Raw genomic sequence first — 21748 nt, 5'->3', positions numbered from 1 at the left:
TTGCGCCGACCCGACTCCGTCTCTAAACGGGCGGCTTAACCTGCAAGATGGTCGGCAGCGGGCGCGCGGATGTGCGCGACCGTGTCTACGCGCGAGTTTTTCCCATGCCCAAACGCACAGACATCTCCTCTATCCTGATCATCGGCGCGGGCCCGATCGTCATCGGCCAGGCGTGCGAGTTCGACTATTCGGGCGTCCAGGCGTGCAAGGCGCTGCGGGCCGAGGGCTACCGGATCATCCTGGTCAACTCGAACCCCGCCACGATCATGACCGATCCCGACGTGGCCGACGCGACCTATATCGAGCCGATCACCCCGGACATGGTCGAGAAGATCATCGCCAAGGAGCGGCCAGACGCCCTGCTGCCCACCATGGGCGGCCAGACGGCGCTGAACACCGCCCTGGCCCTCGAGGCCAGTGGCGCCCTGGCCAAGTACGGCGTTGAGATGATCGGCGCCAAGGCCGAGGTCATCGACAAGGCCGAGGACCGCCAGAAGTTCCGCGACGCCATGGACAAGCTGGGCCTGGAAAGCCCCAAGTCCAAGGCCGCCCACAACATGGACGAGGCCCGGATCGGCCTGGAGTTCGTGGGCCTGCCGGCCATCATCCGCCCCAGCTACACCCTGGCCGGCACCGGCGGCGGCATCGCCTATAACCTCGAGGAATTCGAGGAGATCGTGCTGCGGGGCCTGGACCTGTCGCCGACCACCGAGGTGCTGATCGAAGAGAGCGTGCTCGGCTGGAAGGAGTACGAGATGGAGGTGGTCCGCGACAAGGCGGACAACTGCATCATCGTCTGCTCGATCGAGAACATCGACCCGATGGGCGTCCATACCGGCGACTCGATCACCGTCGCCCCGGCCCTGACCCTGACCGACAAGGAATATCAGTGGATGAGGGCCGCCAGCATCGCCGTGCTGCGCGAGATCGGCGTCGAGACCGGCGGCTCCAACGTGCAGTTCGCGGTCAATCCGGCCGATGGCCGGATGCTGGTGATCGAGATGAACCCAAGGGTGTCGCGCAGCTCCGCCTTGGCCTCGAAGGCCACTGGCTTCCCGATCGCCAAGGTCGCCGCCCGCCTGGCCGTGGGCTACACGCTCGACGAGCTGATGAACGACATCACCGGCGGCGCGACCCCGGCCTCGTTCGAGCCGTCGATCGACTATGTTGTCACCAAGATCCCGCGCTTCGCCTTCGAGAAGTATCCCGGTTCGGAGCCCCTGCTGACCACCGCCATGAAGTCGGTCGGCGAGGTGATGGCCATTGGCCGGACCTTCAAGGAAAGTGTCCAGAAGGCCCTGCGCGGGCTCGAAACGGGCCTCAACGGCTTCGACGAGATCGACATCGCCGGCGCCGACGATCCCGACACCGGGCGGGCGGCGGTGATCCGTGCCCTGGGCACCCCCACGCCCGATCGCCTGCGCGTTATCGCCCAGGCCTTCCGCCACGGTTTGAGCGTGGAAGAGGTCAACGCCGCCTGTTCCTACGAACCGTGGTTCCTGCGCCAGATCGCCGAGCTGATCCGCCAGGAGGGCTGGATTCGTGCCGGCGGCCTGCCGACCGAAGCCCACGCCTTCCGCGCCCTGAAGGCCCAAGGCTTTTCCGACGCCCGCCTGGCCAAGCTGGCCGGTTCGACCGAGACCGCCGTCCGCGCCGCCCGCCATGCCCTGAACGTCCGCCCGGTCTATAAGCGCATCGACAGCTGCGCCGGCGAGTTCGCGGCCACCACGCCCTATATGTATTCGACCTACGAGACCGGCGCCTTGGGCCAGGTTCCCGAGTGCGAGAGCGCGCCCACCGATCGCAAGAAGGCGGTGATCCTGGGCGGTGGTCCCAACCGTATCGGCCAGGGCATCGAGTTCGACTATTGCTGCTGCCACGCCGCCTTCGCGCTCGACCAGATCGGCGTCGAGTCGATCATGGTCAACTGCAACCCCGAGACCGTCTCGACCGACTACGACACCTCCGACCGCCTGTATTTCGAGCCGCTGACCGCCGAGGACGTGCTGGAACTGCTGGATGTCGAGAAGTCCAACGGCACGCTGGCCGGCGTCATCGTCCAGTTTGGCGGCCAGACACCGCTGAAGCTGGCCCAGGCCCTGCAGGACGCCGGCATTCCGATCCTGGGCACCAGCCCCGACGCCATTGACCTGGCCGAGGACCGCGAGCGCTTCCAGCAACTGCTGAACGGCCTTGACATCGCCCAGCCCGAAAACGCCATCGCCCGCACCTGGGACGAGGCCCGCAGCGCCGGCGACCAGATCGGCTTCCCGTTCGTCATGCGCCCCTCCTACGTGCTGGGCGGCCGGGGCATGGAGATCATTCGCGACCACGAGCACCTGGAACGCTACATCGCCAATACCGGCGAGATCTCGTTCGAGCACCCCATCCTGCTGGACCACTATCTGAGCCGCGCCACCGAGGTGGACGTCGACGCCCTGTGCGACGGGACCGACGTGTTCGTGGCCGGCGTGCTGGAGCACATCGAGGAAGCCGGCGTCCACTCCGGCGACAGCGCCTGCTCGATGCCGCCCTTCTCGCTCAGCGTCGCCACGGTGGAAGAGCTGAAGCGCCAGACCGTGAAGATGGCCCTGGCCCTCAATGTGCGCGGCCTGATGAACGTGCAGTTCGCCATTGAGGAGCCGCACTCGGCCGAACCCCGCATCTATGTGCTGGAAGTGAACCCGCGCGCCTCGCGCACCGTGCCGTTCGTGGCCAAGACCATCGGCCAGCCGGTGGCCGCCATCGCCGCCAAGATCATGGCCGGCGAGACGCTGGCCAGCTTCGGCCTGGTCGACAAGCCGTACGACCATATCGCCGTCAAGGAAGCGGTCTTCCCGTTCGCCCGCTTCGCCGGGGTCGACACCATCCTGGGCCCGGAAATGCGCTCGACCGGCGAGGTCATGGGGCTGGACTGGATCCGCGAGGGCGAGGACAGCCTGGCCCCGGCCTTCGCCCGCGCCTTCGCCAAGAGCCAGCTGGGCGGCGGCGTCAGCCTGCCGACCTCTGGCACGGCCTTTGTCTCGGTCAAGGAAAGCGACCGCCCGTGGATCGTCGAGCCGGTGCGCCTGCTGCAGGCGGCGGGCTTCAAGGTGCTCTCCACGGTCGGCACACGCGGCTATCTGGCCGAACAGGGCATCGAGGTCGAGCTGGTCAAGAAGGTGCTGGAAGGCCGTCCGCACATCGTCGACGTGATGAAGAACAGCGGCGTGCAGCTGGTGTTCAACACTACCGAGGGCAAGCAGGCCCTGGAAGACAGTTTCGAGATCCGCCGCACGGCCCTGATGATGAAGGTGCCCTATTACACCACCTCGGCCGGCGCCCTGGCGGCGGCCCAGGCGATCTCGTCGGCCCCCGCCGAGACGCTGGAAGTGCGCCCGCTGCAGAGCTACCAGTAGAAGTTATCCACAGCGCCTGGGTGGAGGCGCGGATATGCCCATGGGCATGTCCGCGACCGGATGCTCCCCTGGACGCTGACAGGCTCAAGGGCGACCGGCGCGAATGTGAGGCCAGAAACGACTGCGCCACGGACGGGGACACACACTCACGCCATGGCTTGTGGGGGCCCGGCCAAAGTCGTGGGATGAGTGTGTGTCCCCAACACGTCCCCCTCGGTGCTAGACTGCCTCATCACTGGAAAGGCCCCTCGCCTTGATCGAGCACTATGGCTGGTCCGATCCCCTGCGGCGGGCCTTTGAACCGCACGCGAGCGAGGGGCATGTCCCCGGACGTGTCGTCGTCCAGCAACGTGACGGCTATGGGGTGGCGACCGATGAGGGCGAGCTTCGCGCCAAGCCGTCCGGCCGCCTGCTGCACGAGGCGCGGGAGCTGGGGCATCCCGCCGTCGGAGACTGGGTGGCGCTGTCGCCGAACCTGGCCGAGCGCACCGCCACGATCCACGCCATCCTGCCGCGCCGCACCGTTTTCGTCCGACGAGCGGCCGATAGCGTTCAGACGCTGCAGGTCATCGCCGCCAATATCGACGTCGCCTTCGTCGTCACCTCGCTGAACGCCGACCTCAATCCCCGGCGGATCGAGCGCTACCTCGCCGCCGCTTGGCAAAGCGGCGCGCGGCCCGTGGTGGTGCTGACCAAGTCCGATCTCTCCGACGACCCGCAGGGCCAGGCCGCGCAGGTCGCAGCCCTGGCGGCGGGCTGCCAGGTGCTGACGGTGTCGGCCCGGCAAGGCCTGGGCCTCGACGCACTCCTGGCCCAGGTGGCGCCGGGCGAGACCTGCGTGCTCATCGGCTCGTCCGGGGTCGGCAAGTCCACCCTGGTCAACGCCTTTCTGGGCGAGGACCGGATGGCGACCCAGGAAATCCGCGAGTCCGACGACCAGGGTCGCCACACCACCAGCCATCGCCAGTTGGTCGTGCTGCCGGGCGGCGGTTTGATCCTCGACACCCCCGGCATCCGCGAGGTGGGCTTGATCGACGCCGATGAGGGCCTCAGCATGGTCTTCGAGGACATCGAGAGTCTGGCGGGAAATTGCCGTTTCAGGAACTGCGGCCACGTGCGGGAGCCGGGCTGCGCGGTGCGTGACGCATTGGCCAGCGGCGCGCTCGACCCCGCCCGCTGGGCCCACTTCCAGAAGCTGGGCCTGGAACTCGCAGCGGTGGAGGACAAGGCCGACCGCGTGATCAAGGACACCGAGCGCCGCCGCCTGGCGGCCCTGCAGCAGACCTACCGGGCGACCAAGCGGGAGCAGCGCGGGGAGTGAGACCCGCGCGGAAGACGCTACCTGGCGGCATCGACGGACGATCGCGCATGCCGGAGCACGCCCTGGTGGCCCTGGTGGCCCTGGTGGCCCTGGTCGGCGGCCCGGCGCCCTGCCGGCCCGGCCGGTGTTCCGCCACAAGACAAAAAAGCAGCCATTCGGCGCCTGGCTGGCGCTGATCCTCTTCCTGCAAGGGGTCACCCTGATCATCCTGCTGACGATCAAGCGCGCCGACCGTTGAACGACCCGCCATGTCCATTCGTATAAGGCCCATGCGACTTTTGATCACCGCGCTGATCCTCTCTCTCGTCCCCATCGCGGCCCGCGCCCAGATGCCGCCGGCCCTGCCGGCCGAGGCGCTCGTCGAGGTGGTCGATCCGGCCAAGGTCAACTATCTGAAAGCCCACGTGGTCGTCTCGGGCCCGGTCACCGGCCCCTTCACCCTTCGCCTGCCCAACGCGGTCTATCGCGCCCGCCTGTTCCTGGTGGGCGAGAGCCACGGCTCAGCCGCGCCCCAGGCGCTGGACCTGCAACTCCTCACCGAGCTCAATCGCAGGGTCGGCCTGCGCGACTATCTGGCCGAGATCGATCCGGTCCAGGCCGAGCGCTTCAACCGCTACCTGACCACCGGCGACGAGGCCGACCTGGACCGCGTGTTCGCCCATTGGGACCACGCCGCCCAGTGGGGCAACACGCTGTTCAAGGACAAGGTCCGGAAAGTTCGCGCGCTGAACCAGGCCCTGCCGGCCGGCAAGCGGATCCGCTTCTGGGGGATCGACGCCATCCAGGACTGGCCGCTGCTGATCGACTGGCTGACCGCAGCCGGCGCGGCGCCCGACGCCAAGGCGCTGGAGGCCGCTCCCACCGAAAAGGCCAAGGCGGACCTGGCCCTGACCTGGCTGGCCGCGTCCAACGGCGGCGACCCGATCACCCGCGCCGCGCTGCGGGTCGGCCTGACCCAGCGGGCCGCCGGGAACCGCGAGAGCATCATCTTCGCCGGCTACGAACATCTCGTGACCTCGGGCGCCCTGGGCGACCGGCCGGCCTATGGACTGTGGGGCGTGTTCCACGTGCTGCAGTCCTCGGTGAACGGCAATGCGCCCTTCGCCACCCGGGTGCGCCAGTCCAAGCTGCCGGCCGCCCAGTCGATGGTCGGCATCGCCCTGGTCCTGCTCGACAGCACCGTGCTCATTCCCGCGCCAACACCGGAGGGCGTGAAGATGATGCGGATGACCCAGTTCAACACCGACGGCCCGATGATCAAGATGGACGGCTCGGCCGACCTGCGCGCGGCCACCACGCCCAATAGCCTGACCGTGTTCAATCTCGCCGCACAGGGCTCACCCTATGCCTCCGGTCCGGACTTCGCGCGCGTCCAGACCACGGTGGGCCAGAACTTCGTCCCCGACGATCCCAAGGCCCCGGCCACCGCCTATCTCGGCATGGTCGGCGTGGTGCGCGGCTCAGACTGGGCGCCGCCGCTTTGACCTGGCTTGACTGACTGGAGGTACGGCGGTTTGCTGACGCCAGCAGCGTCAGCGAAAGCAGAGCCGATGATCACCGTCCACCACCTGAACAATTCCCGTAGCCAACGGGTTTTGTGGCTGCTGGAGGAATTGGGCCTGCCTTATGAGGTGAAGCGGTATGAGCGCAACGCCCAGACCATGCTGGCGCCCCCCGAGTTGCTGGCCATCCATCCACTAGGCAAGTCGCCGGTGATCACCGACGGAGACAAGACCATCGCCGAGACCGGCGCGATCGTCGAATACATCATCGACACCTACGGCCAGGGCCGGTTGATCCCGCCGGCCGGCACGCCCGAGCGTCTGCGCTATACCTACTGGCTGCACTATGCCGAGGGTTCGGCCATGACGCCGCTGCTGCTGAAGCTGGTGTTCACCGCCCTGCCCGCTCGCGCGCCCGGCCTGCTGAGAGGCTTGGTCAAGGCCGTTGCCGCCAAGGCCCAGAGCGGCTTCATCGACCCGCAACTGAAGACCCACATCGACTACTGGGACGCCGAGCTGTCCAAGAGCGAATGGTTCGCCGGCCAGGCCTTCACCGCCGCCGACGTGGCCATGAGCTTCCCCCTGGAAGCCGCCGTGGCTCGGGCCGGCGCGGCCTCGCGCCCGAGGGTCAAAGCTTTTCTGGAACAAATCCATGCCCGTCCGGCTTATCGCACGGCGCTCGAACGGGGCGGGCCCTACGATTACGCTTCGTAGAGCTTGACCACCGCCTCTTGCGTTACGGAAACGTGCCTCTTATCCTCTCAGCCCCCGGTCGTGCGCGCCAGCGTCCGGGACGGACTTCCTCCCCTAGGGCGAACCGAGCTAAAATCCGCAATGGAAAAAGTGCCGATGACCGCCGGGGGTTACCAAACCCTCGACGAAGAACTGAAGCGTTTGAAGACGATCGAACGGCCGGCGGTGATCGCCGCGATTTCCGAGGCGCGCGAACATGGCGACTTGTCGGAAAACGCGGAATATCACGCGGCGAAGGAACGTCAGGGCTGGATCGAGGGCCGCATCGCCGAGATCGAGGACAAGATCGCGCGGGCCCAGATCATCGACGTGTCGAAACTGTCGGGCAAGCAGGTCAAGTTTGGCGCGACGGTCAGCGTCGTCGACGAGGACACCGAGGAAGAGGCCCGCTACCAGATCGTCGGCGAGCATGAAGCCGACGTGAAGTCAGGCCGCATCTCGCTGAGCTCGCCGCTGTCGCGCGCCATGATCGGCAAGGAAGTCGGCGAGGTGGTCGAGGTCTATACGCCCGGCGGCGTGAAGGCCTACGAGATCCTCAAGGTCGAGTGGGTCTAGCTTAAGCCCCATTCCAGGGTCATGTCCTTCGACACGCTGACGCTTGATTGCGTTGGCGTGTCGCTTCGCTATGGCCGGGATCGCCGACGTGGTTGAAAACAACAAGCCAGACCTCACGGCCAAGCCGAAGGCCGCGCGCAAGCCGAAGGCGGGCTCGCCGGCCGACGCCGGCCTGTCGCCCCCGCCCCTCAAGCCTCGCGCCAAGGCCCAACCGCGCTCCCGTCCGGGGTCGGTGGAGGTTGAAGCCCAGCCCATGAAGGTTGCCGCCTCGACAGCGGACAGCCAAGCCAAGCCACGCCGCAAGGCCTCGCCCAAGCTGGTCGCCGCGCCGGTCGCGCCCGAAGTCCCCGCCAAGCCGCCGATCGTCATCTGGGCGATCTCGGACGGCCGGGCCGGCATTGAGGCCCAGGCCGTGGGGCTGGCCGAGGCCGTGGCGCGCCAGACGCCCGCTGTCATCGTGGTCAAGCGCGTCGGCTGGAATGGCCGGATCGGCCGCCTGCCCTGGTGGGCCAACTGGCTGCCGCGTCGCTGGCTGACCCCCGAGAGCGAGATCGTCGCCCCCTGGCCCGACCTGTGGATCGCCGCCGGCCGCGCCACCCTGCCGCTGTCGATCCGCGCCAAGCGCTGGTCGGCCGGCAAGACCTATGTCGTGCAGATTCAGGATCCGCGCGTGCCGGCCAACATGTTCGACCTGGTGATCCCGCCCAAGCACGATCGCCTCGCGGGCGACAATGTGCTGGCCATCACCGGCTCGCCGCATCGGGTCACCAGCCAGCGGCTGGACAGCGAATACGAAAGATTCAAGGACCAGATCGACGCCCTGCCCCATCCGCGCGTCGCGGTGCTGCTGGGCGGCAAGTCGCGGGCCTTCGACCTGAGCGTCGAACGCGCGGCCGAGATGGCTCACCAGATCCAGCTGCCGCTGGAGCAGGAGGGCGGGTCGCTGCTGATGACCTTCTCGCGCCGTACGCCCGAGCCGGCCCGCGCCCTGCTGGAGGCCCGCCTGCGGCATCTGCCGGGAATGATCTGGAACGGCCAGGGCGAGAACCCCTATTTCGCCTTCCTGGCGGCGGCCGACTATATCCTGGTCACCGAGGACTCGACCAACATGGCCACCGAGGCGGCCTCGACGGGCAAGCCGGTGTTCATCCTGAAGATGGACGGCCACAGCCTGAAATTCCGGCTGTTCCACCAGGAACTCGAACGCCAGGGCGCGGCCCGGCCCTATGGCGGGGCCTTCCACGGCTGGACCTACGACCCCGTCGATGAGACGGGACGGGCGGCGGCTGAGGTCGTGGCGCGAATGAATGGGCGCGGAGTGAAAGCGGCGTCCGACGCATAGGGCGAGTTGGCAGGCCTATTGCGCGGCAGGATTGTTCTTGCTATGTTCGCCGCCATGGGCAGCGAACGGCATTCAGTCCCGAGCTTCGGCAAGGCCGGCAGAAACGAGCGGCGAAAGGCCATCGCGACCACGCTGAACGCCTTGGCCGTCGCTTTGGTGATTTCTGCGGTCGTTCAGCCCCTCACCTCGGGTCGCTTGAACATGGGTCTGGTGGTTGGAGCCCTGGCCTTTTTTCTGGTTTTGCAAGGCTTTCTGCACTATGTTTTGGCCCGTGTGGAGGACTGAATGGATCCGTCTATCCAAGTCATTCTGATCTTTGCGGCCGCTGCCGCCCTCACCTTGTTCGCCGCCTGGGCCGTGAGCAAGTTCGGCCCCCGCTGATTCTCGCCATCCTCCAGGCCCGCATGGGTTCAGCGACCCTGCCGGGCGGTGTCCTGATGCCGTTGGCCCGGGCGCCGATGATCGCCCGGCAGATCGAGCGGGCGGCGCGGGCCCGGCGGATCGACACTCTGGTGGTGGTCACCACGCTTTCCGCCGAAGATGACGCGATCGAGACCGCCGTGCGCCGCGAGGCGACCCTCGTGCATCGCGGCCCGGCCAACGACCAGTTGGCCCGACTGGCCGGGGCGTTGAGCGCCTACCCCGCCGATCACGTGGTGCTGCTGGAGGACGGCGCGCCCCTGATCGATCCCGAGATCATCGACGCCGCCATCGACCTTCACCTGACCTCGCATGCCGACCACACCAGTAACCGCTCGCCCGGCGCGGCCTACCCCGTCGGCCAGGGCGTGGAGGTGATCACCGCCGCCGGCCTGCGCCGGATGGCGGGCGAAGGCGCGACGGCCCTGCCCCGCGCGAGCGAGGCGCCCCCCACGCCCGACCGCTGGAGCTCGATGGCCCTGCTGGCGGAGCCGGATCAGGGCGCGGTGCGCTGGGCGGTCGAGGGACCGGCCGACTACGCCTTCGTGGCGGCTGTCTATGACGCGCTTTATCCGAGCAATCGCGCCTTCACCTCGGCCGACGTCCGGGCCTTCCTCGCCAGTCGGGAAGACCTGGCGACGTTCGGTGGGGTCCGGCGGCTATGAGCGCGCCGAGCATCCTCTTCGTGGTCGACGCCGGGCCGACGGTCGGCGGCGGTCACGTGATGCGGAGCCTGACCCTGGCGCGCGCGCTGGAGGCTGAGGGGGCGATGTGTCTCTTCATCGTGAACTCGGCGGGCAAGGCGATGCTCGACGCTTTCGGCGGCGAGGTCTCGCATGTCGAGACCTATGAAATCACCGAGCCCGCGTTGGTGACGTGTGCGGCGGACATCGCGCGAAACTACGACGCGATCGTCATCGACCACTACGGCCTGTCGGCCGACGACCACCGTCGCATCTCCGACGCCCCTCAGAACTCCCCTCATCCCGGCGAAGGTCGGGACGAGGGGAATGGAGGTGGTCGCCCCACCCTCGTCATCGATGACCTGGCCGACCGCTTGCTGGCCGCCGACCTCGTGCTGGACTCAGGCCCCGCTCGCCGCGCCGAGGACTATGACGGCCTGGTCCCGCGCCGCGCCGAGCTGCTGCTGGGACCGCACTACGCCCCCGTCCGCCCCGCCTTCGCCGCCCTACGCAAGGAAGCCTTGGCGCGGCGGGCCAAGGCCCTGCCGGTGCGCCGGATTCTGGTGTCGCTGGGCCTGACCGATGTCGGCGGGATCACTGGCCGGGTCGTGGAGCTGATGCTGCCCGCGACCGGCGCCGCGACGCTGGACGTGGTGGTGGGCGCCGCCGCCCCCAGCCTGCCGCGTCTGCGCGAACGGGCCCAGGCCGAGCCGCGCCTGGTCCTTCACGTCGACACCCAGGACATGCCGCGCCTGACCCTGGAGGCCGACCTGGCCGTCGGGGCCAGTGGGTCCAGCACCTGGGAGCGCTGCGTGCTGGCCCTGCCGACCCTGTCGCTGATCCTGGCCGACAACCAACGGCCGGCGGCGCGGGCCCTGGCCGAGGCCGGCGCGATCATGGGCCTAGAAGCGGCCGCGCTGGACTTCGACGCGACGTTCTCCGCCGCGCTGGGTCGGCTGATCGACGAGCCCATCCTGCGCGACGCGCTGTCGGCGGCCAGCGCGGCGGTCTGCGACGGACGCGGCGCGGCCAGGGTGGCCGAGCGTTTCCTGGCCTTGATCGGACAGGGAAAGCTCTAGGGCATTTCCCGACCTGACTGCGTCAGGCCGTGAGCTCTGATCTTTTGTTTTGACGCATTTTTCTTCACGCGAACCGGAACCACTTCGCTCGAAAAATGCTCTAGTCAACCATGTCCCAGGCCAACGGCTCGCCCCGCTTGAGGGTCCTCGCCGCCGGCCTGCCTAGCACCGCCTCATAGTCGGCCGGGGGCAGGCCCTCGCCGGGCCGCACCGAGCGGACATTGGCCTTGGTCAGCATCTCGCCGGCCGCGACGTCTGCGGTCACGTAGAGCGAGCGGCGGAATTGACGATTGCCCCGTTCGGAGCCCAGCAGGTCGTAATTGACCCCGCCCAGCGCCTTCCAGGCGTTGGCGGTGTCATCGACCAGGGCGCGAAACTCGGCCGGCTCCAGGCTGAAGGCGGCGTCGGGGCCGCCGTCCGACCGGGCCAGGGTAAAGTGCTTCTCGATGGCGCAGGCGCCGAGGCTAACCGCCGCCACCGAGGCCGCCGTGCCCGGCGTATGGTCCGACAGGCCTATCGGGCAACCAAAGCGCTGGGCCATGTCGATGATGGTCCGCAAGTTCGCGTCTTCGAAGCGGGCCGGATAGCTGGAGACGCAGTGCAGCAGCAGCACCCCCGCCGCGCCAGCGTCCAAGGCGGTGTCGAGAGCGGTCTGCATTTCCGCGAGATTGGCCATGCCGGTCGAGATGATCAACGGCTTGCCCTGCTTGGCGGCGTAGCGGATCAGCGGCAGGTCGACGGCCTCGAACGAGGCGATCTTGTAGGCGGGGGCGTCGAGCCCGGCTAGCAAATCGACGGCGGTCTCGTCGAACGGACTGGAGAACAGGGTCACGCCCCGCTGGCGGGCGCGCTCGAACAGGGCCGCGTGCCATTCATAGGGGGTCTGGGCCTCCTGGTAGAGCTCATGCAGGCTGCGCCCGTCCCACAGGCCGCCGTGGATCTTGAACTCGGGGCGGTCGACATCCAGCGTGATGGTGTCGGCGGTGTAGGTCTGCAGCTTGATGGCGTCGCAGCCGGTGTCGGCGGCGGCGTCGACCATGGTCAGGGCGCGGTCGAGGGAGCCGTTGTGGTTGCCGGACAGCTCACAGATCAGAAAGGGCGCGTGGTCGGCGCCGATCCTGCGGCCGGCGATCTCGATGAAGGGGGCTGGCATGGGAGGGGCTCTATGTACGGTGTCCCGTAGATTAACCTTGAAATCGTGGACGAGGCGTCAATACCGCTTCCGGAACAAAGAGGAATTGTTCAGTGAACCTCTATGTGATCAGGTTGACCGAACCCCTGGGGCGGCCTTTGTCACAAGCGCAAAAGCTCTTCGAGAAGATGAAGCGTAACCCAAAGGGAGACTGGCGCATCGCCGACATCGAGGTGGTCTGCCGTCACTTTGGCCTGATCTGTAAGCCACCGTCGGGCGGAGGGTCGCACTACACTGTATCGCATCCATCGGGCTTTGGAGGCCCATGCGTTCCCGCGCGCCGACCGATCAAGCCCGTGTACATTCGGGCTTTTGTGGCCTATATTGAGGGGCCCAAGGGGCCTGCGAATGATGTCTAGTAGCGACTACAGGATCGACATTGAGCCGCTCTCCTTGGAAGATGGCGGCGGGTTCTTGGCGGTGGTCCCTGAACTGCCCGGTTGCATGTCTGACGGCGAGACCGAGGCGGAGGCTTTTAGCAACGCGCAAGAAGCCATCATTGATTGGATCGCGCACGCCGCGAGCAAAGGCCAAAAGCCACCCAAGCCGATGAGGCGTTACTACGCGCTAGGCTAGCGGTCGGTCATGTAGGCCAGCGCGGCCGTTATGTCATCGGCTTCCAGATACGGATATTCCGTCAAGATCTCGGCCGCGGTCATGCCCGCCGCCAGCATTTCCAGAACGTCCTGCACGCCTATCCGCATCCCGCGCAGGCAGGGTCGGCCGCCGAGCTTGCCCGGATCGATCGTGATGCGTTCCAACAGCGGGTCCATGCCCGCAATATAGCGCCAAACCCCAGCGACGAAAAGCACGCCCCAAACCGCTCGCCGCGCCATCGCGCGCGGACGGAATCGATACTATATCTGCCGCCATGTCCACGCTCGAACCTCGCCACACCCGCTGCCTGATCATTGGCTCAGGCCCCGCCGGCTATACCGCCGCCATCTATGCCGCTCGCGCGCTGCTGAAGCCCGTGCTGATCGCCGGCATCCAGCCCGGCGGCCAGCTGACCATCACGACCGATGTCGAGAACTATCCCGGCTTCGCCGACGTCATCCAGGGCCCGTGGCTGATGGACCAGATGAAGGCCCAGGCCGAGCATGTGGGTACGGAGTTCGTCGCCGACATCGTGCTGAGCGCCGACCTCTCCAAGCGCCCGTTCCACATCACCACCGACAGCGGCCAGGATTGGTTCGCCGAGACCGTGATCATCGCCACCGGCGCCCAGGCCAAGTGGCTGGGCCTGCCGAGCGAGGCCGCCTATCAGGGCTTCGGGGTCAGCGCTTGCGCCACCTGCGACGGCTTCTTCTATCGCAACAAGGCGGTCTTGGTGGTCGGCGGCGGCAACACCGCCGTTGAAGAGGCCCTGTTCCTCACCAGCTTCGCGAGCAAGGTCACCCTGGTCCACCGCAAGGACGAACTGCGCGCCGAGATGATCCTGCAGGAGCGCCTGCTGGCCCATCCCAAGATCGAGGTGATCTGGGACAGCGCCATCGACGAGGTGCTTGGCCAGAGCAATCCGCCGGGCGTCACGGGCGTGCGGCTGAGGAACGTCAAGACCGGCCAGACCCAGCAGGTCGACTGCGACGGCGTGTTCATCGCCATCGGCCACGCCCCATCATCGGAACTCTTCAAGGACCAGCTGGAAACCCACGCGGGTGGCTATCTGACCGTCAAGCCGGGCACGACCGCCACCGCCATCGCCGGCGTCTACGCGGCCGGCGACGTCACCGACGACGTCTACCGCCAGGCGGTCACCGCCGCTGGCATGGGCTGCATGGCGGCGCTCGAGGCCGTGCGCTTCCTGGCCGAGGAAGACCACAGGAAGGCTCACCACCCGATCAGCCACCACGAGGCCGAGAAGATCGGGGTTTGGTAGCCAAGGCCGTCGATCCGCGTCATGACCACCAGCCGTTACTCCCCCGTCGGCTTCTCCGACTTTCGCCGAGGGGGAGGACCTTGCGCCTCGCCTCCACGCCGCTAGTCTCGCCTCATGACCCATCGCCGCCTCGACCGCCGCGCGCTGCTGATCGCCGCTGGCCTGCTCGCCGCCTTTCCCGCCGTCGCCCAGGTGACCGCGCCGCCGCCCGCGCCCCTCGCCAAGCCCCCGGTCCGCGTCGCGTTGCAGACCCCCCAGGGCCGGATCGTCATCGAACTGAACGTCGACAAGGCCCCGATCACCAGCGCCAACTTCCTGCGCTACGTGGATCGCAAGCTCTATGACAAGGCGACCTTCTTCCGCGCCTCGCGCGCGCCCGGCGCGGTGGACTACGGCCTGATCCAGGGCGGGCTGCAGAATGTCGGGGCCCTGGCGCCGGTCGCCCATGAGCCCACCACCCTGACCGGTCTCAAGCACCTGGACGGCACGGTGTCGATCGCCCGCAACGCCCCCGGCACCGCCACCTCGGACTTCTTCATCTGTATCGGCGACGCGCCCTATCTCGACGCCAACCCGGCCACCCAAGGTGACAATGCCGGCTTCGCCGCCTTCGGCCAGGTGGTCGAGGGCATGGACGTGGTCAAGACGATCCTGGCCCTGCCCACCCCGGGCAAGGCGATCAATCCGGTGATGAAGGGCCAGATCCTCGACCCGCCCGTGCCGATCACCTCGGCGCGGCGCGTGGCGGAACCAGCAGGGCCAGAGGTCAGGACGCCGCCGAAGGTCTAGAGCAAGCCGCGCGATATAGGAATCGCACGGCTTGCTCTAGGCTTTTGTTTTCGCATCGCTTTTGCGGAAAACCGGTGGCCACTTTTCCGCGCGATGCTCTAGGATGGCTTGATCGGGAGCGAATTCCTCGTCCTTCGACAGGCTCAGGATGAGGAATTCGAGTTCAACCGCCGCAAAACCAACCCTCATCCTGAGCTTGTCGAAGGACGAGGTCCCCCATCTGCCGCCATCTGCCGCCAGTTGCTGACACCGGCTGTCAGCAGTCCCTCTAGCCGCGGCCGTCCACAGCCCCTACTTTCGTCCCCATGGCTCGCACTCCACCGACCGAACTCGGCGCCGCTCCCGCAGGCGTCGCCGACGCCTCGACCCCGTTCCTCTACGACGCCGCCCTGGAGAGGGAGGCTGACGGCTCCCTGCCCATGCTGTGGCAGCCGCACCGTCCGTCGCGACCTGAGAAGTCGGAGGGCGGCCGCAAGTTCAAGCTGGTCAGCGACTATGAACCGGCCGGCGACCAGCCGACGGCCATCGCCGAGCTGGTCCAGGGCCTCAAAGACCGCGAGAGCGACCAGGTGCTGCTGGGCGTCACCGGCTCGGGCAAGACCTTCACCATGGCCAAGGTCATCGAGGCCACCCAGCGCCCGGCCCTGATCCTGGCCCCCAACAAGACCCTGGCCGCCCAGCTCTACAGCGAGATGAAGAGCTTCTTCCCCGACAACGCGGTCGAATATTTCGTCAGCTATTACGACTACTACCAGCCCGAGGCCTATGTCCCGCGCACCGACACCTACATAGAGAAGGACAGCTCGATCAACGAGCAGATCGACCGCATGCGCCACTCGGCGACCCGGGCGATCCTGGAGCGCGACGACGTCATCGTGGTCGCCTCGGTCTCCTGTATCTACGGCATTGGCTCGGTCGAGACCTATACGGCCATGACCTTCAGCCTGGCGGTCGGCGACACCGTCAACGAGAAGCAGATGATGGCCGACCTGGTGGCCCAGCAATACAAGCGCAACGACGCCGCCTTCGAGCGCGGCACCTTCCGCCGGCGCGGCGACACCATCGAGATCTTCCCCGCCCACTACGAGGACCGCGCCTGGCGCGTGTCGCTGTTTGGCGATGAGGTCGAGGCCATCAGCGAGTTTGACCCGCTGACCGGCAAGAAGACCGGCGACCTGGAGACCATCAAGGTCTACGCCAACAGCCACCACGTCACCCCGCGCCCCACCCTGCGCCAGGCGATCATCTCGATCCGCGCCGAGCTCAAGGAGCGCCTGGCCTGGATGTTCGAGAACGGCAAGCTGCTGGAGGCCCAGCGCCTGGAGCAGCGGACCAATTTCGACCTCGAGATGATCGAGACCACCGGCTCCTGCGCCGGCATCGAGAACTACAGCCGCTATCTGTCGGGCCGCCAGCCGGGCGAGCCGCCGCCGACCTTCTTCGAATATATCCCCGACAACGCCCTGCTGTTCACCGACGAGAGCCACCAGACGGTTCCGCAGATCGGCGCCATGTACAAGGGCGACCGCAGCCGCAAATGGACCCTGGCCGAGTACGGCTTCCGCCTACCCTCCGCCTTGGATAACAGGCCGCTGAAGTTCGAGGAATGGGACGCCATGCGGCCGCAGACGGTCCATGTCTCGGCCACCCCGGCCAAGTGGGAGATGGAGCGGGCCGGCGGGGTGTTCGCCGAGCAGGTGATCCGCCCCACCGGCCTGATCGACCCGCCGGTCGAGGTCCGCCCGGTCTCCAAGGACGGGGCCAGCCAGGTCGACGACGTCATCGACGAGGTCCGCCAGGCCAAGGCCGCCGGCTACCGCACCCTGATCACCGTCCTGACCAAGAAGATGGCCGAGGACCTGACCGAATACATGAACGAGCAGGGCATCGCCGTGCGCTACATGCACTCCGACGTCGACACCATGGAGCGGATCGAGATCATCCGCGACCTGCGCCTGGGCCAGTTCGACGTGCTGGTGGGCATCAACCTGCTGCGCGAGGGCCTCGACATCCCCGAATGCGGCCTGGTGGCCATCCTCGACGCCGACAAGGAGGGCTTCCTGCGCTCGGAAACCTCGCTGATCCAGACGATAGGCAGGGCCGCGCGTAACGTCGACGGCAAGGTCATCCTCTATGCCGACCGGATCACCGGCAGCATGGAGCGGGCCATGGGCGAGACCAGCCGCCGCCGCGAAAAGCAGCACGAATACAACCTCGCCCACGGCATCACCCCCGAGAGCGTCAAGCGCGACATCAAGGACATCATGAACTCGCCGTACGAGCGCGGCGACCGGGTGACCGTGCCGATCGGCGGAATCGGCCAGGGCAAGGACGCCAAGCCGTTCAGCGGCGACAACTTCAAGGCCGCGTTGAAGGACCTGGAATCCCGCATGCGCGAGGCCGCCTCGAACCTGGAATTCGAGACCGCCGCGCGGCTGCGCGACGAGATCAAGCGCATGAAGCTGATGGACCTGGAATTTGCCAACGAGGCGCTGACGGCGGTCGGCGAGACGGTGGACAAGGCGATGCCTGGCCGCGTGCGCAAGGAGCTGCGGGCGGAGCAGGCGGAGGCGTTTCGGAAGGGGCGGTTGTAGGGTTTTACAAACGGGCTACACGATGGACTATATGAAAGCGTGTCGGCAAGCAGCCTGCGCGAGGCTGCTATAGTTATCACCAACTGACGTCAGCGCTGGGTTAGAGCAGCAATGATGAGTGGCAGATAACGCCGCACTTGTTCGCGGTCGCTTTCCTTCTCAGTTTCGCTAAGCTCGTTATAGGATCGCTCAATCTGGCCCTCCCATAGTTCAACTAAGTGGGCGGGAAGAACCAGCGCGCCGTCCGTGCGGCGCTCGGCCTTACCATGCAAGTAGCGTTGCCAATGGGCCCAACGCAGATGCTCTTGGGCCGCCAATGATTCAATTAACGCGTCAAGGCGAACTTCGATTTCTTCGATTTCCATAGTAGAAGTCCCTTAGCAGCCGGATCCAGATAGCCTTGAAGCAGAACGTGAACTCGCGCGGCATCTTCGCGTATCACTGCATGCCAAATATGATCTCAAACTATCTATTGCGCCAAAATCACTCGCAAGCCCCTAGGCGCCAACCGTAGGGAGAGTGTATGGTCAAGCTACCGCAATTGATAAGCGTTCAATCGTACCGGGAGGATGATACAAAATGGCTGACAAAAAGGTGATCTTTGTCGCTTTTGCTATCGAGGACGCGCGCCAGCGGGATTTCCTGAAAGGTCAATCGCTCCATCCGCGGACGCCCTTCGAGTTCATAGATATGTCAGTTAAAGAAGCCTACGATTCTGACTGGAAAGAGAAAGTCCGCACGCGGATCAAACGGTCTAATGGGGTCATCGTCCTCGTCAGCGCTAATTCTCTAAAGTCTAGCGGACAAAAATGGGAAATCCAGTGCGCACGGGAAGAGCGCAAACCCGTTCGTGGGATTTGGGCCTACAGTAGCGACCGGACGACACTGGATGGCGTTCCAACCGTTGCATGGAGCGACGCCAACATCACCTCCTTCATAGATTCTGTGTAGGACGACATGCGGAAAGCTCTCGTTATCGGGATCGACTATTACGCGGCTGGCGGCTCACTCTCCGGCTGCGTGAACGATGCGCACCGGGTGGGCACCATGTTGGAAAGCCATTCCGATGGCTCTCCGAACTTTGATGTGCGACTCGTCACAGCCAGCAGCGACCGCGATCAAATTACGTTCCGGACTTTGAAGGATCTGATTGTCGAACTATTTAAGTCTGAGGACGACATCGCCCTCCTCTACTTCGCCGGACACGGTTATGTCGACGCGACCGGAGGTTACATTTGCGGTAGCGATAGTTGCCAGGGTGATGAGGGGCTAGCCCTCGGCGATATCATGTCACTTGCAGGCCAATCGAAAGCCAAGAATAGAATAGTCATTTTAGATAGCTGCCACAGTGGTGCCGCAGGGGCGGATCCATTGAAGCCCGCTGTTTCTGAAGTCACTATCGGGACCACGATACTCACCGCGTCGCGAGCCGATGAGGCTGCCACTGAAATCAGTGGAGGCGGCGTCTTCACCGAGTTACTAGTTGACGCGCTTGCGGGAGCGGCGGCCAACCTCGTCGGAGAGGTTACCCCTGGCAGCGTATATGCCCACATTGATCAATCACTCGGCTCTTGGGGTCAGCGCCCTGTATTCAAAACTAACGTCTCCGGCTTTGTGTCTCTGCGAAAAGTTCGGCCACCCATCGATCCTGACATCTTGCGCGCACTGCCAAAATTATTTCCGGATTATGGATTTCAACTTCAGCTCGATCCTAGCTTCGAGCCTGAACTTCCAAGCCAAGGCCTCAACCCGCTCGCCGATCCTGAGAATACTGAGATTTTCTCTCAACTTCAAAAGTTGAACAGGGTCAATCTCCTTATCCCAGACTCTCAACCTCACATGTACCACGCCGCTGTGAATTCCGACACAGTCCGACTGACGGCTCTCGGAGAACACTATCGGCGGCTGGCGTTGAAAAAGAGAATTTGATGATGGTTAAGGTTTTCATTTCCCATCAGAGAGCTGATTCAGCAATAGCCGCGCAGATTTCTCTGCACTTACGCACATATCATCAGATATTATCATACTGCGATGTCATAGATACTTCCATTTCCAGGGGAGAGGACTTAGCTGATCATATCCGCTCACATATGGGAACCTGCACACAATTACTCGCAGTTGTCTCACCCGCGACCACCAACTCACAATGGGTTCCATGGGAGATTGGCGTAGCAACAGAGAAGGATTTTCCGCTAGCAACATATTCAGGACAAAGCGCATTACCACCAGAATTCCTTCGGAAATGGCCGTATATTAGAACGTTTTCCGAACTGGACGCGTATGCTCGAATCTCGAAAGAGACCGAGCGTGATTTCGATAATAAAAGATATAGACTGGATGAGGGCACAGCCCGAAACCAGACTACTAAGAGTTTCTATTCTCAAATGCGAACCGCGCTGCGCCAATAGTTTCTCCAAGATAACATTAAGGTTAGGGAAGACACACTCTTCCTCCGCTCACATACAAGGTCGCGGCCACCGGTTTGAGAAACCCCGATGTCGCCGTACCCTCTCGGCCATGACCACGCGCTCCGTCATTCTGCCCGAGCCCCTCGAAGCCTTCGTCGAGGCCGAGGTCGCCTCCGGCGCCCATCCCGACGCCGTGCTGGCGGCGTCCGTCGAGTTGCTTTAGCGCGCCGCGAAGGTCGAGCGCTTGAAAGCCCTGATCCAGGAAGGCCTCGACGACTTGGAGGCCGGCCGGTACGAAACCGTCGATGACGTCGGCGCCTGGTTCGACCAGATCGAAGCCGAACTGGACGAGGCGCCGCGCGCCGCGTGAGGCGATCACGCCGAAACCCTAGACAAGCTAAGGGCACGCCATGGTCAGCCGCTCGAAATCTTCTGGGACGCTGTCTTCGGCCACGGTCTCGACTGCCTTACCGAGGTCGAAGCCGCCTATCTCGCTCGTCAGCCATCCCTTGAGTTCACCCGAGCTCGAATGGCTGAGGCAGCAGAGCAGGCGCGTGGCCGAGGCATGGCGCCGGTCGACCTCGAACCCGGCTGAATAGGCGTTTGGCGAAAGCCCGCATCCGCCCCGGATGGGGCCACGGCTTAAACCCTTGCGTAGAGGGGAGCTCTGGCGTCTGACGGTGTCAAGGACCGGCCTCCGGCCGGCCGCGGCGCGGCGGTCCCTGCGGGACCGTCCTTGACACCGTCAGACGCCAGAGCAAGCTCGCCAGCAAGGTTTTAAGGCGAGGCCTCGCCGACGCGGGCGGGTTGGGGAGGGGCTGGAACCGCTCCCATTTTTAGAACCGTCATCCCGGGCCTTGTGCCCGGGAGCCCTCTGTCCGCCGCAAGGGCGGGGGTGTGGCGCGCCAGCGCGACAAGACGCTTCACCGTCAGCTGAACCAGGGGTCCCGGGCACAAGGCCCGGGATGACGGTTGAAAGGGGGTGCGGAAGGGCCCTCACGGGGATCGCCGCCGCTCCATCCCCATAACCACCCACCCCAAACCCCAGCAAATTCAACGCCCTGTAAGATAATCAGCGTCACCACCGCTGGCGCGTCCAGACCGCGCGCATAATCATCCCACCTCGCCGCACCGGAAAGGGCGCAAGGCCAGCGACCGTTGCGGCGGCGGGGGGCGAGCGAGCGGGGACAGGCGCGCGGGGGATACGCGCGCGGTCCGGGGACTTCCATCGTTGGGGGGCCCGCCCGCCGTCGGCGTCAGCCGGGGAACAGGCGTGCGCGTCCTCAGGATCCGCGTCCCCCGGCGCCGGCCTTCGTCGGAAACGGCGAACCGGCTTTCCGGCTAGGCCTCAACAGGGCCGCCTACCGGACGCGGACGGAAAACGCGCGCGCGGAGCGTCGGCGTCGTCGAAACGGTAACACAACACAAAGACTTCCGGACGGTGTCCGGCGCTCCGCGTCCCTTTCCATCCCCTCAGTGGCCCGCCGCGTGAGGCGGCGAAGCCGCGCCTTGCGAAAGGAAACGCCCATGGCCCAGCCCCGCCCCCAAAAGGCCCGCCCGGTCGCCGCCAAGCGCCGCCGTCCCAAACGGGGTCGGCTGCCGACGCCCGAGGAGGCCGAATACTATTTTCACGAGATCGGCAAGCGGCTGGACGCGCTGTCCCGGCGCATGGGCTACCCGCCCCGGGTCGAGGGCGCGTCGTGCCCGCCTCCCGAGGAAGGGTCGCTGAACGAGTCTCCGGCCGATTGCGCCAAGAGTTCGTCGCGGTCGTGATCGCGCCCGCCCGCCCCCGAAAAAGGGGCCGGCTCCTTTCGGAACCGGCCCCTTCCCCAG

The 21748-nt window shown here is 65.7% G+C and carries 21 protein-coding genes; 18 read left to right on the top strand and 3 right to left on the bottom strand.

The annotated features are described in order from the left end of the window. Positions 1 to 104: 104 nt before the first annotated feature. The 9 genes from carB to pseG all read left to right on the top strand — a co-directional run bounded on the left by carB (position 105) and on the right by pseG (position 11053). The gene (carB, locus tag ACP694_RS17470) at positions 105 to 3398 is read left to right on the top strand and encodes a carbamoyl-phosphate synthase large subunit (RefSeq protein WP_426014487.1); all 3294 of its coding nucleotides are present in this window, start codon (positions 105 to 107) and stop codon (positions 3396 to 3398) included. Between the two features lie 253 nt (positions 3399 to 3651). Then, positions 3652 to 4719: a ribosome small subunit-dependent GTPase A gene (gene rsgA / locus ACP694_RS17465; RefSeq protein WP_426014484.1), complete on the top strand. Its 1068-nt coding sequence runs from the start codon at positions 3652 to 3654 to the stop codon at positions 4717 to 4719. Positions 4720 to 4988: 269 nt separating this feature from the next. After that, positions 4989 to 6203, top strand: coding sequence for a hypothetical protein (locus tag ACP694_RS17460; RefSeq protein ID WP_426014483.1), 1215 nt, complete (start codon positions 4989 to 4991; stop codon positions 6201 to 6203). A 66-nt stretch (positions 6204 to 6269) separates the two neighbouring features. After that, positions 6270 to 6935, top strand: a complete 666-nt coding sequence (locus tag ACP694_RS17455) for a glutathione S-transferase family protein (protein ID WP_426014480.1) — start codon at positions 6270 to 6272, stop codon at positions 6933 to 6935. A 120-nt stretch (positions 6936 to 7055) separates the two neighbouring features. Next, entirely contained in the window at positions 7056 to 7529 is a 474-nt protein-coding gene (gene greA, locus ACP694_RS17450) for a transcription elongation factor GreA (protein WP_426014478.1), read from the top strand. Between the two features lie 70 nt (positions 7530 to 7599). Continuing rightward, complete coding sequence (locus tag ACP694_RS17445) at positions 7600 to 8871, top strand: ELM1/GtrOC1 family putative glycosyltransferase (RefSeq protein ID WP_426014476.1); 1272 nt, start codon at positions 7600 to 7602, stop codon at positions 8869 to 8871. 42 nt (positions 8872 to 8913) lie between these two features. Next, the gene (locus ACP694_RS17440; protein WP_426014474.1) at positions 8914 to 9156 is read left to right on the top strand and encodes a hypothetical protein; all 243 of its coding nucleotides are present in this window, start codon (positions 8914 to 8916) and stop codon (positions 9154 to 9156) included. A gap of 65 nt (positions 9157 to 9221) precedes the next feature. After that, positions 9222 to 9956, top strand: a complete 735-nt coding sequence (locus tag ACP694_RS17435) for a cytidylyltransferase domain-containing protein (protein ID WP_426014746.1) — start codon at positions 9222 to 9224, stop codon at positions 9954 to 9956. After that, positions 9953 to 11053 carry a UDP-2,4-diacetamido-2,4,6-trideoxy-beta-L-altropyranose hydrolase gene (gene pseG / locus ACP694_RS17430; RefSeq protein ID WP_426014473.1) on the top strand — a complete coding sequence of 367 codons (1101 nt, stop codon included), beginning with the start codon at positions 9953 to 9955 and terminating at the stop codon, positions 11051 to 11053. The genes ACP694_RS17435 and pseG overlap by 4 nt, the downstream gene beginning before the upstream one ends. 100 nt (positions 11054 to 11153) lie before the next feature. Here pseG and pseI read toward each other — a convergent pair whose 3' ends face one another. Then, the gene (gene pseI, locus ACP694_RS17425) at positions 11154 to 12206 is read right to left on the bottom strand and encodes a pseudaminic acid synthase (RefSeq protein ID WP_426014471.1); all 1053 of its coding nucleotides are present in this window, start codon (positions 12204 to 12206) and stop codon (positions 11154 to 11156) included. Positions 12207 to 12593: 387 nt separating this feature from the next. On the opposite strand from pseI, the gene ACP694_RS17420 reads away from it, so the two are divergent. Then, entirely contained in the window at positions 12594 to 12821 is a 228-nt protein-coding gene (locus tag ACP694_RS17420) for a type II toxin-antitoxin system HicB family antitoxin (RefSeq protein WP_426014469.1), read from the top strand. Here the strand turns inward: ACP694_RS17420 and ACP694_RS17415 are convergent. Then, a complete protein-coding gene (locus tag ACP694_RS17415; RefSeq protein ID WP_426014467.1) occupies positions 12818 to 13057 on the bottom strand; it encodes a DUF433 domain-containing protein in 240 nt (79 codons plus the stop codon). The two genes, ACP694_RS17420 and ACP694_RS17415, sit on opposite strands and share 4 nt — an antisense overlap. Before the next feature lie 59 nt (positions 13058 to 13116). Here ACP694_RS17415 and trxB point away from each other — a divergent pair, with 59 nt between their 5' ends. The 3 genes from trxB to uvrB all read left to right on the top strand — a co-directional run bounded on the left by trxB (position 13117) and on the right by uvrB (position 17507). Then, complete coding sequence (gene trxB, locus ACP694_RS17410) at positions 13117 to 14124, top strand: thioredoxin-disulfide reductase (protein ID WP_426014465.1); 1008 nt, start codon at positions 13117 to 13119, stop codon at positions 14122 to 14124. A 114-nt stretch (positions 14125 to 14238) separates the two neighbouring features. Then, positions 14239 to 14913, top strand: a complete 675-nt coding sequence (locus tag ACP694_RS17405) for a peptidylprolyl isomerase (protein ID WP_426014462.1) — start codon at positions 14239 to 14241, stop codon at positions 14911 to 14913. Between the two features lie 305 nt (positions 14914 to 15218). Next, positions 15219 to 17507 (top strand): excinuclease ABC subunit UvrB, encoded by a 2289-nt coding sequence (gene uvrB, locus ACP694_RS17400; protein WP_426014460.1) that lies wholly within the window; start codon positions 15219 to 15221, stop codon positions 17505 to 17507. 89 nt (positions 17508 to 17596) lie between these two features. On the opposite strand, the gene ACP694_RS17395 is transcribed toward uvrB, so the two are convergent. Continuing rightward, on the bottom strand, positions 17597 to 17872 hold the full coding sequence (locus tag ACP694_RS17395) for a hypothetical protein (protein ID WP_426014459.1): 276 nt from the start codon (positions 17870 to 17872) through the stop codon (positions 17597 to 17599). A gap of 214 nt (positions 17873 to 18086) precedes the next feature. On the opposite strand from ACP694_RS17395, the gene ACP694_RS17390 reads away from it, so the two are divergent. The 5 genes from ACP694_RS17390 (at position 18087) to ACP694_RS17370 (ending at position 21688) form a co-directional block, all read left to right on the top strand. Further along, on the top strand, positions 18087 to 18458 hold the full coding sequence (locus ACP694_RS17390) for a TIR domain-containing protein (RefSeq protein WP_426014457.1): 372 nt from the start codon (positions 18087 to 18089) through the stop codon (positions 18456 to 18458). Positions 18459 to 18464: 6 nt separating this feature from the next. Next, positions 18465 to 19436 carry a caspase family protein gene (locus tag ACP694_RS17385; protein WP_426014455.1) on the top strand — a complete coding sequence of 324 codons (972 nt, stop codon included), beginning with the start codon at positions 18465 to 18467 and terminating at the stop codon, positions 19434 to 19436. Further along, positions 19436 to 19915, top strand: coding sequence for a toll/interleukin-1 receptor domain-containing protein (locus ACP694_RS17380; protein WP_426014453.1), 480 nt, complete (start codon positions 19436 to 19438; stop codon positions 19913 to 19915). Before ACP694_RS17385 ends, ACP694_RS17380 begins: the two co-directional genes overlap by 1 nt. A 244-nt stretch (positions 19916 to 20159) precedes the next feature. Continuing rightward, positions 20160 to 20285 carry a hypothetical protein gene (locus ACP694_RS17375; protein ID WP_426014451.1) on the top strand — a complete coding sequence of 42 codons (126 nt, stop codon included), beginning with the start codon at positions 20160 to 20162 and terminating at the stop codon, positions 20283 to 20285. Positions 20286 to 21442: 1157 nt separating this feature from the next. Continuing rightward, positions 21443 to 21688 (top strand): hypothetical protein, encoded by a 246-nt coding sequence (locus ACP694_RS17370; protein ID WP_426014449.1) that lies wholly within the window; start codon positions 21443 to 21445, stop codon positions 21686 to 21688. The last annotated feature ends 60 nt before the right edge of the window (positions 21689 to 21748 follow it).

The organism is Caulobacter sp. DWR2-3-1b2 (assembly GCF_049896345.1).
Taxonomy (GTDB): domain Bacteria; phylum Pseudomonadota; class Alphaproteobacteria; order Caulobacterales; family Caulobacteraceae; genus Caulobacter.
This window is presented reverse-complemented; position numbering and strand designations above follow the sequence as displayed.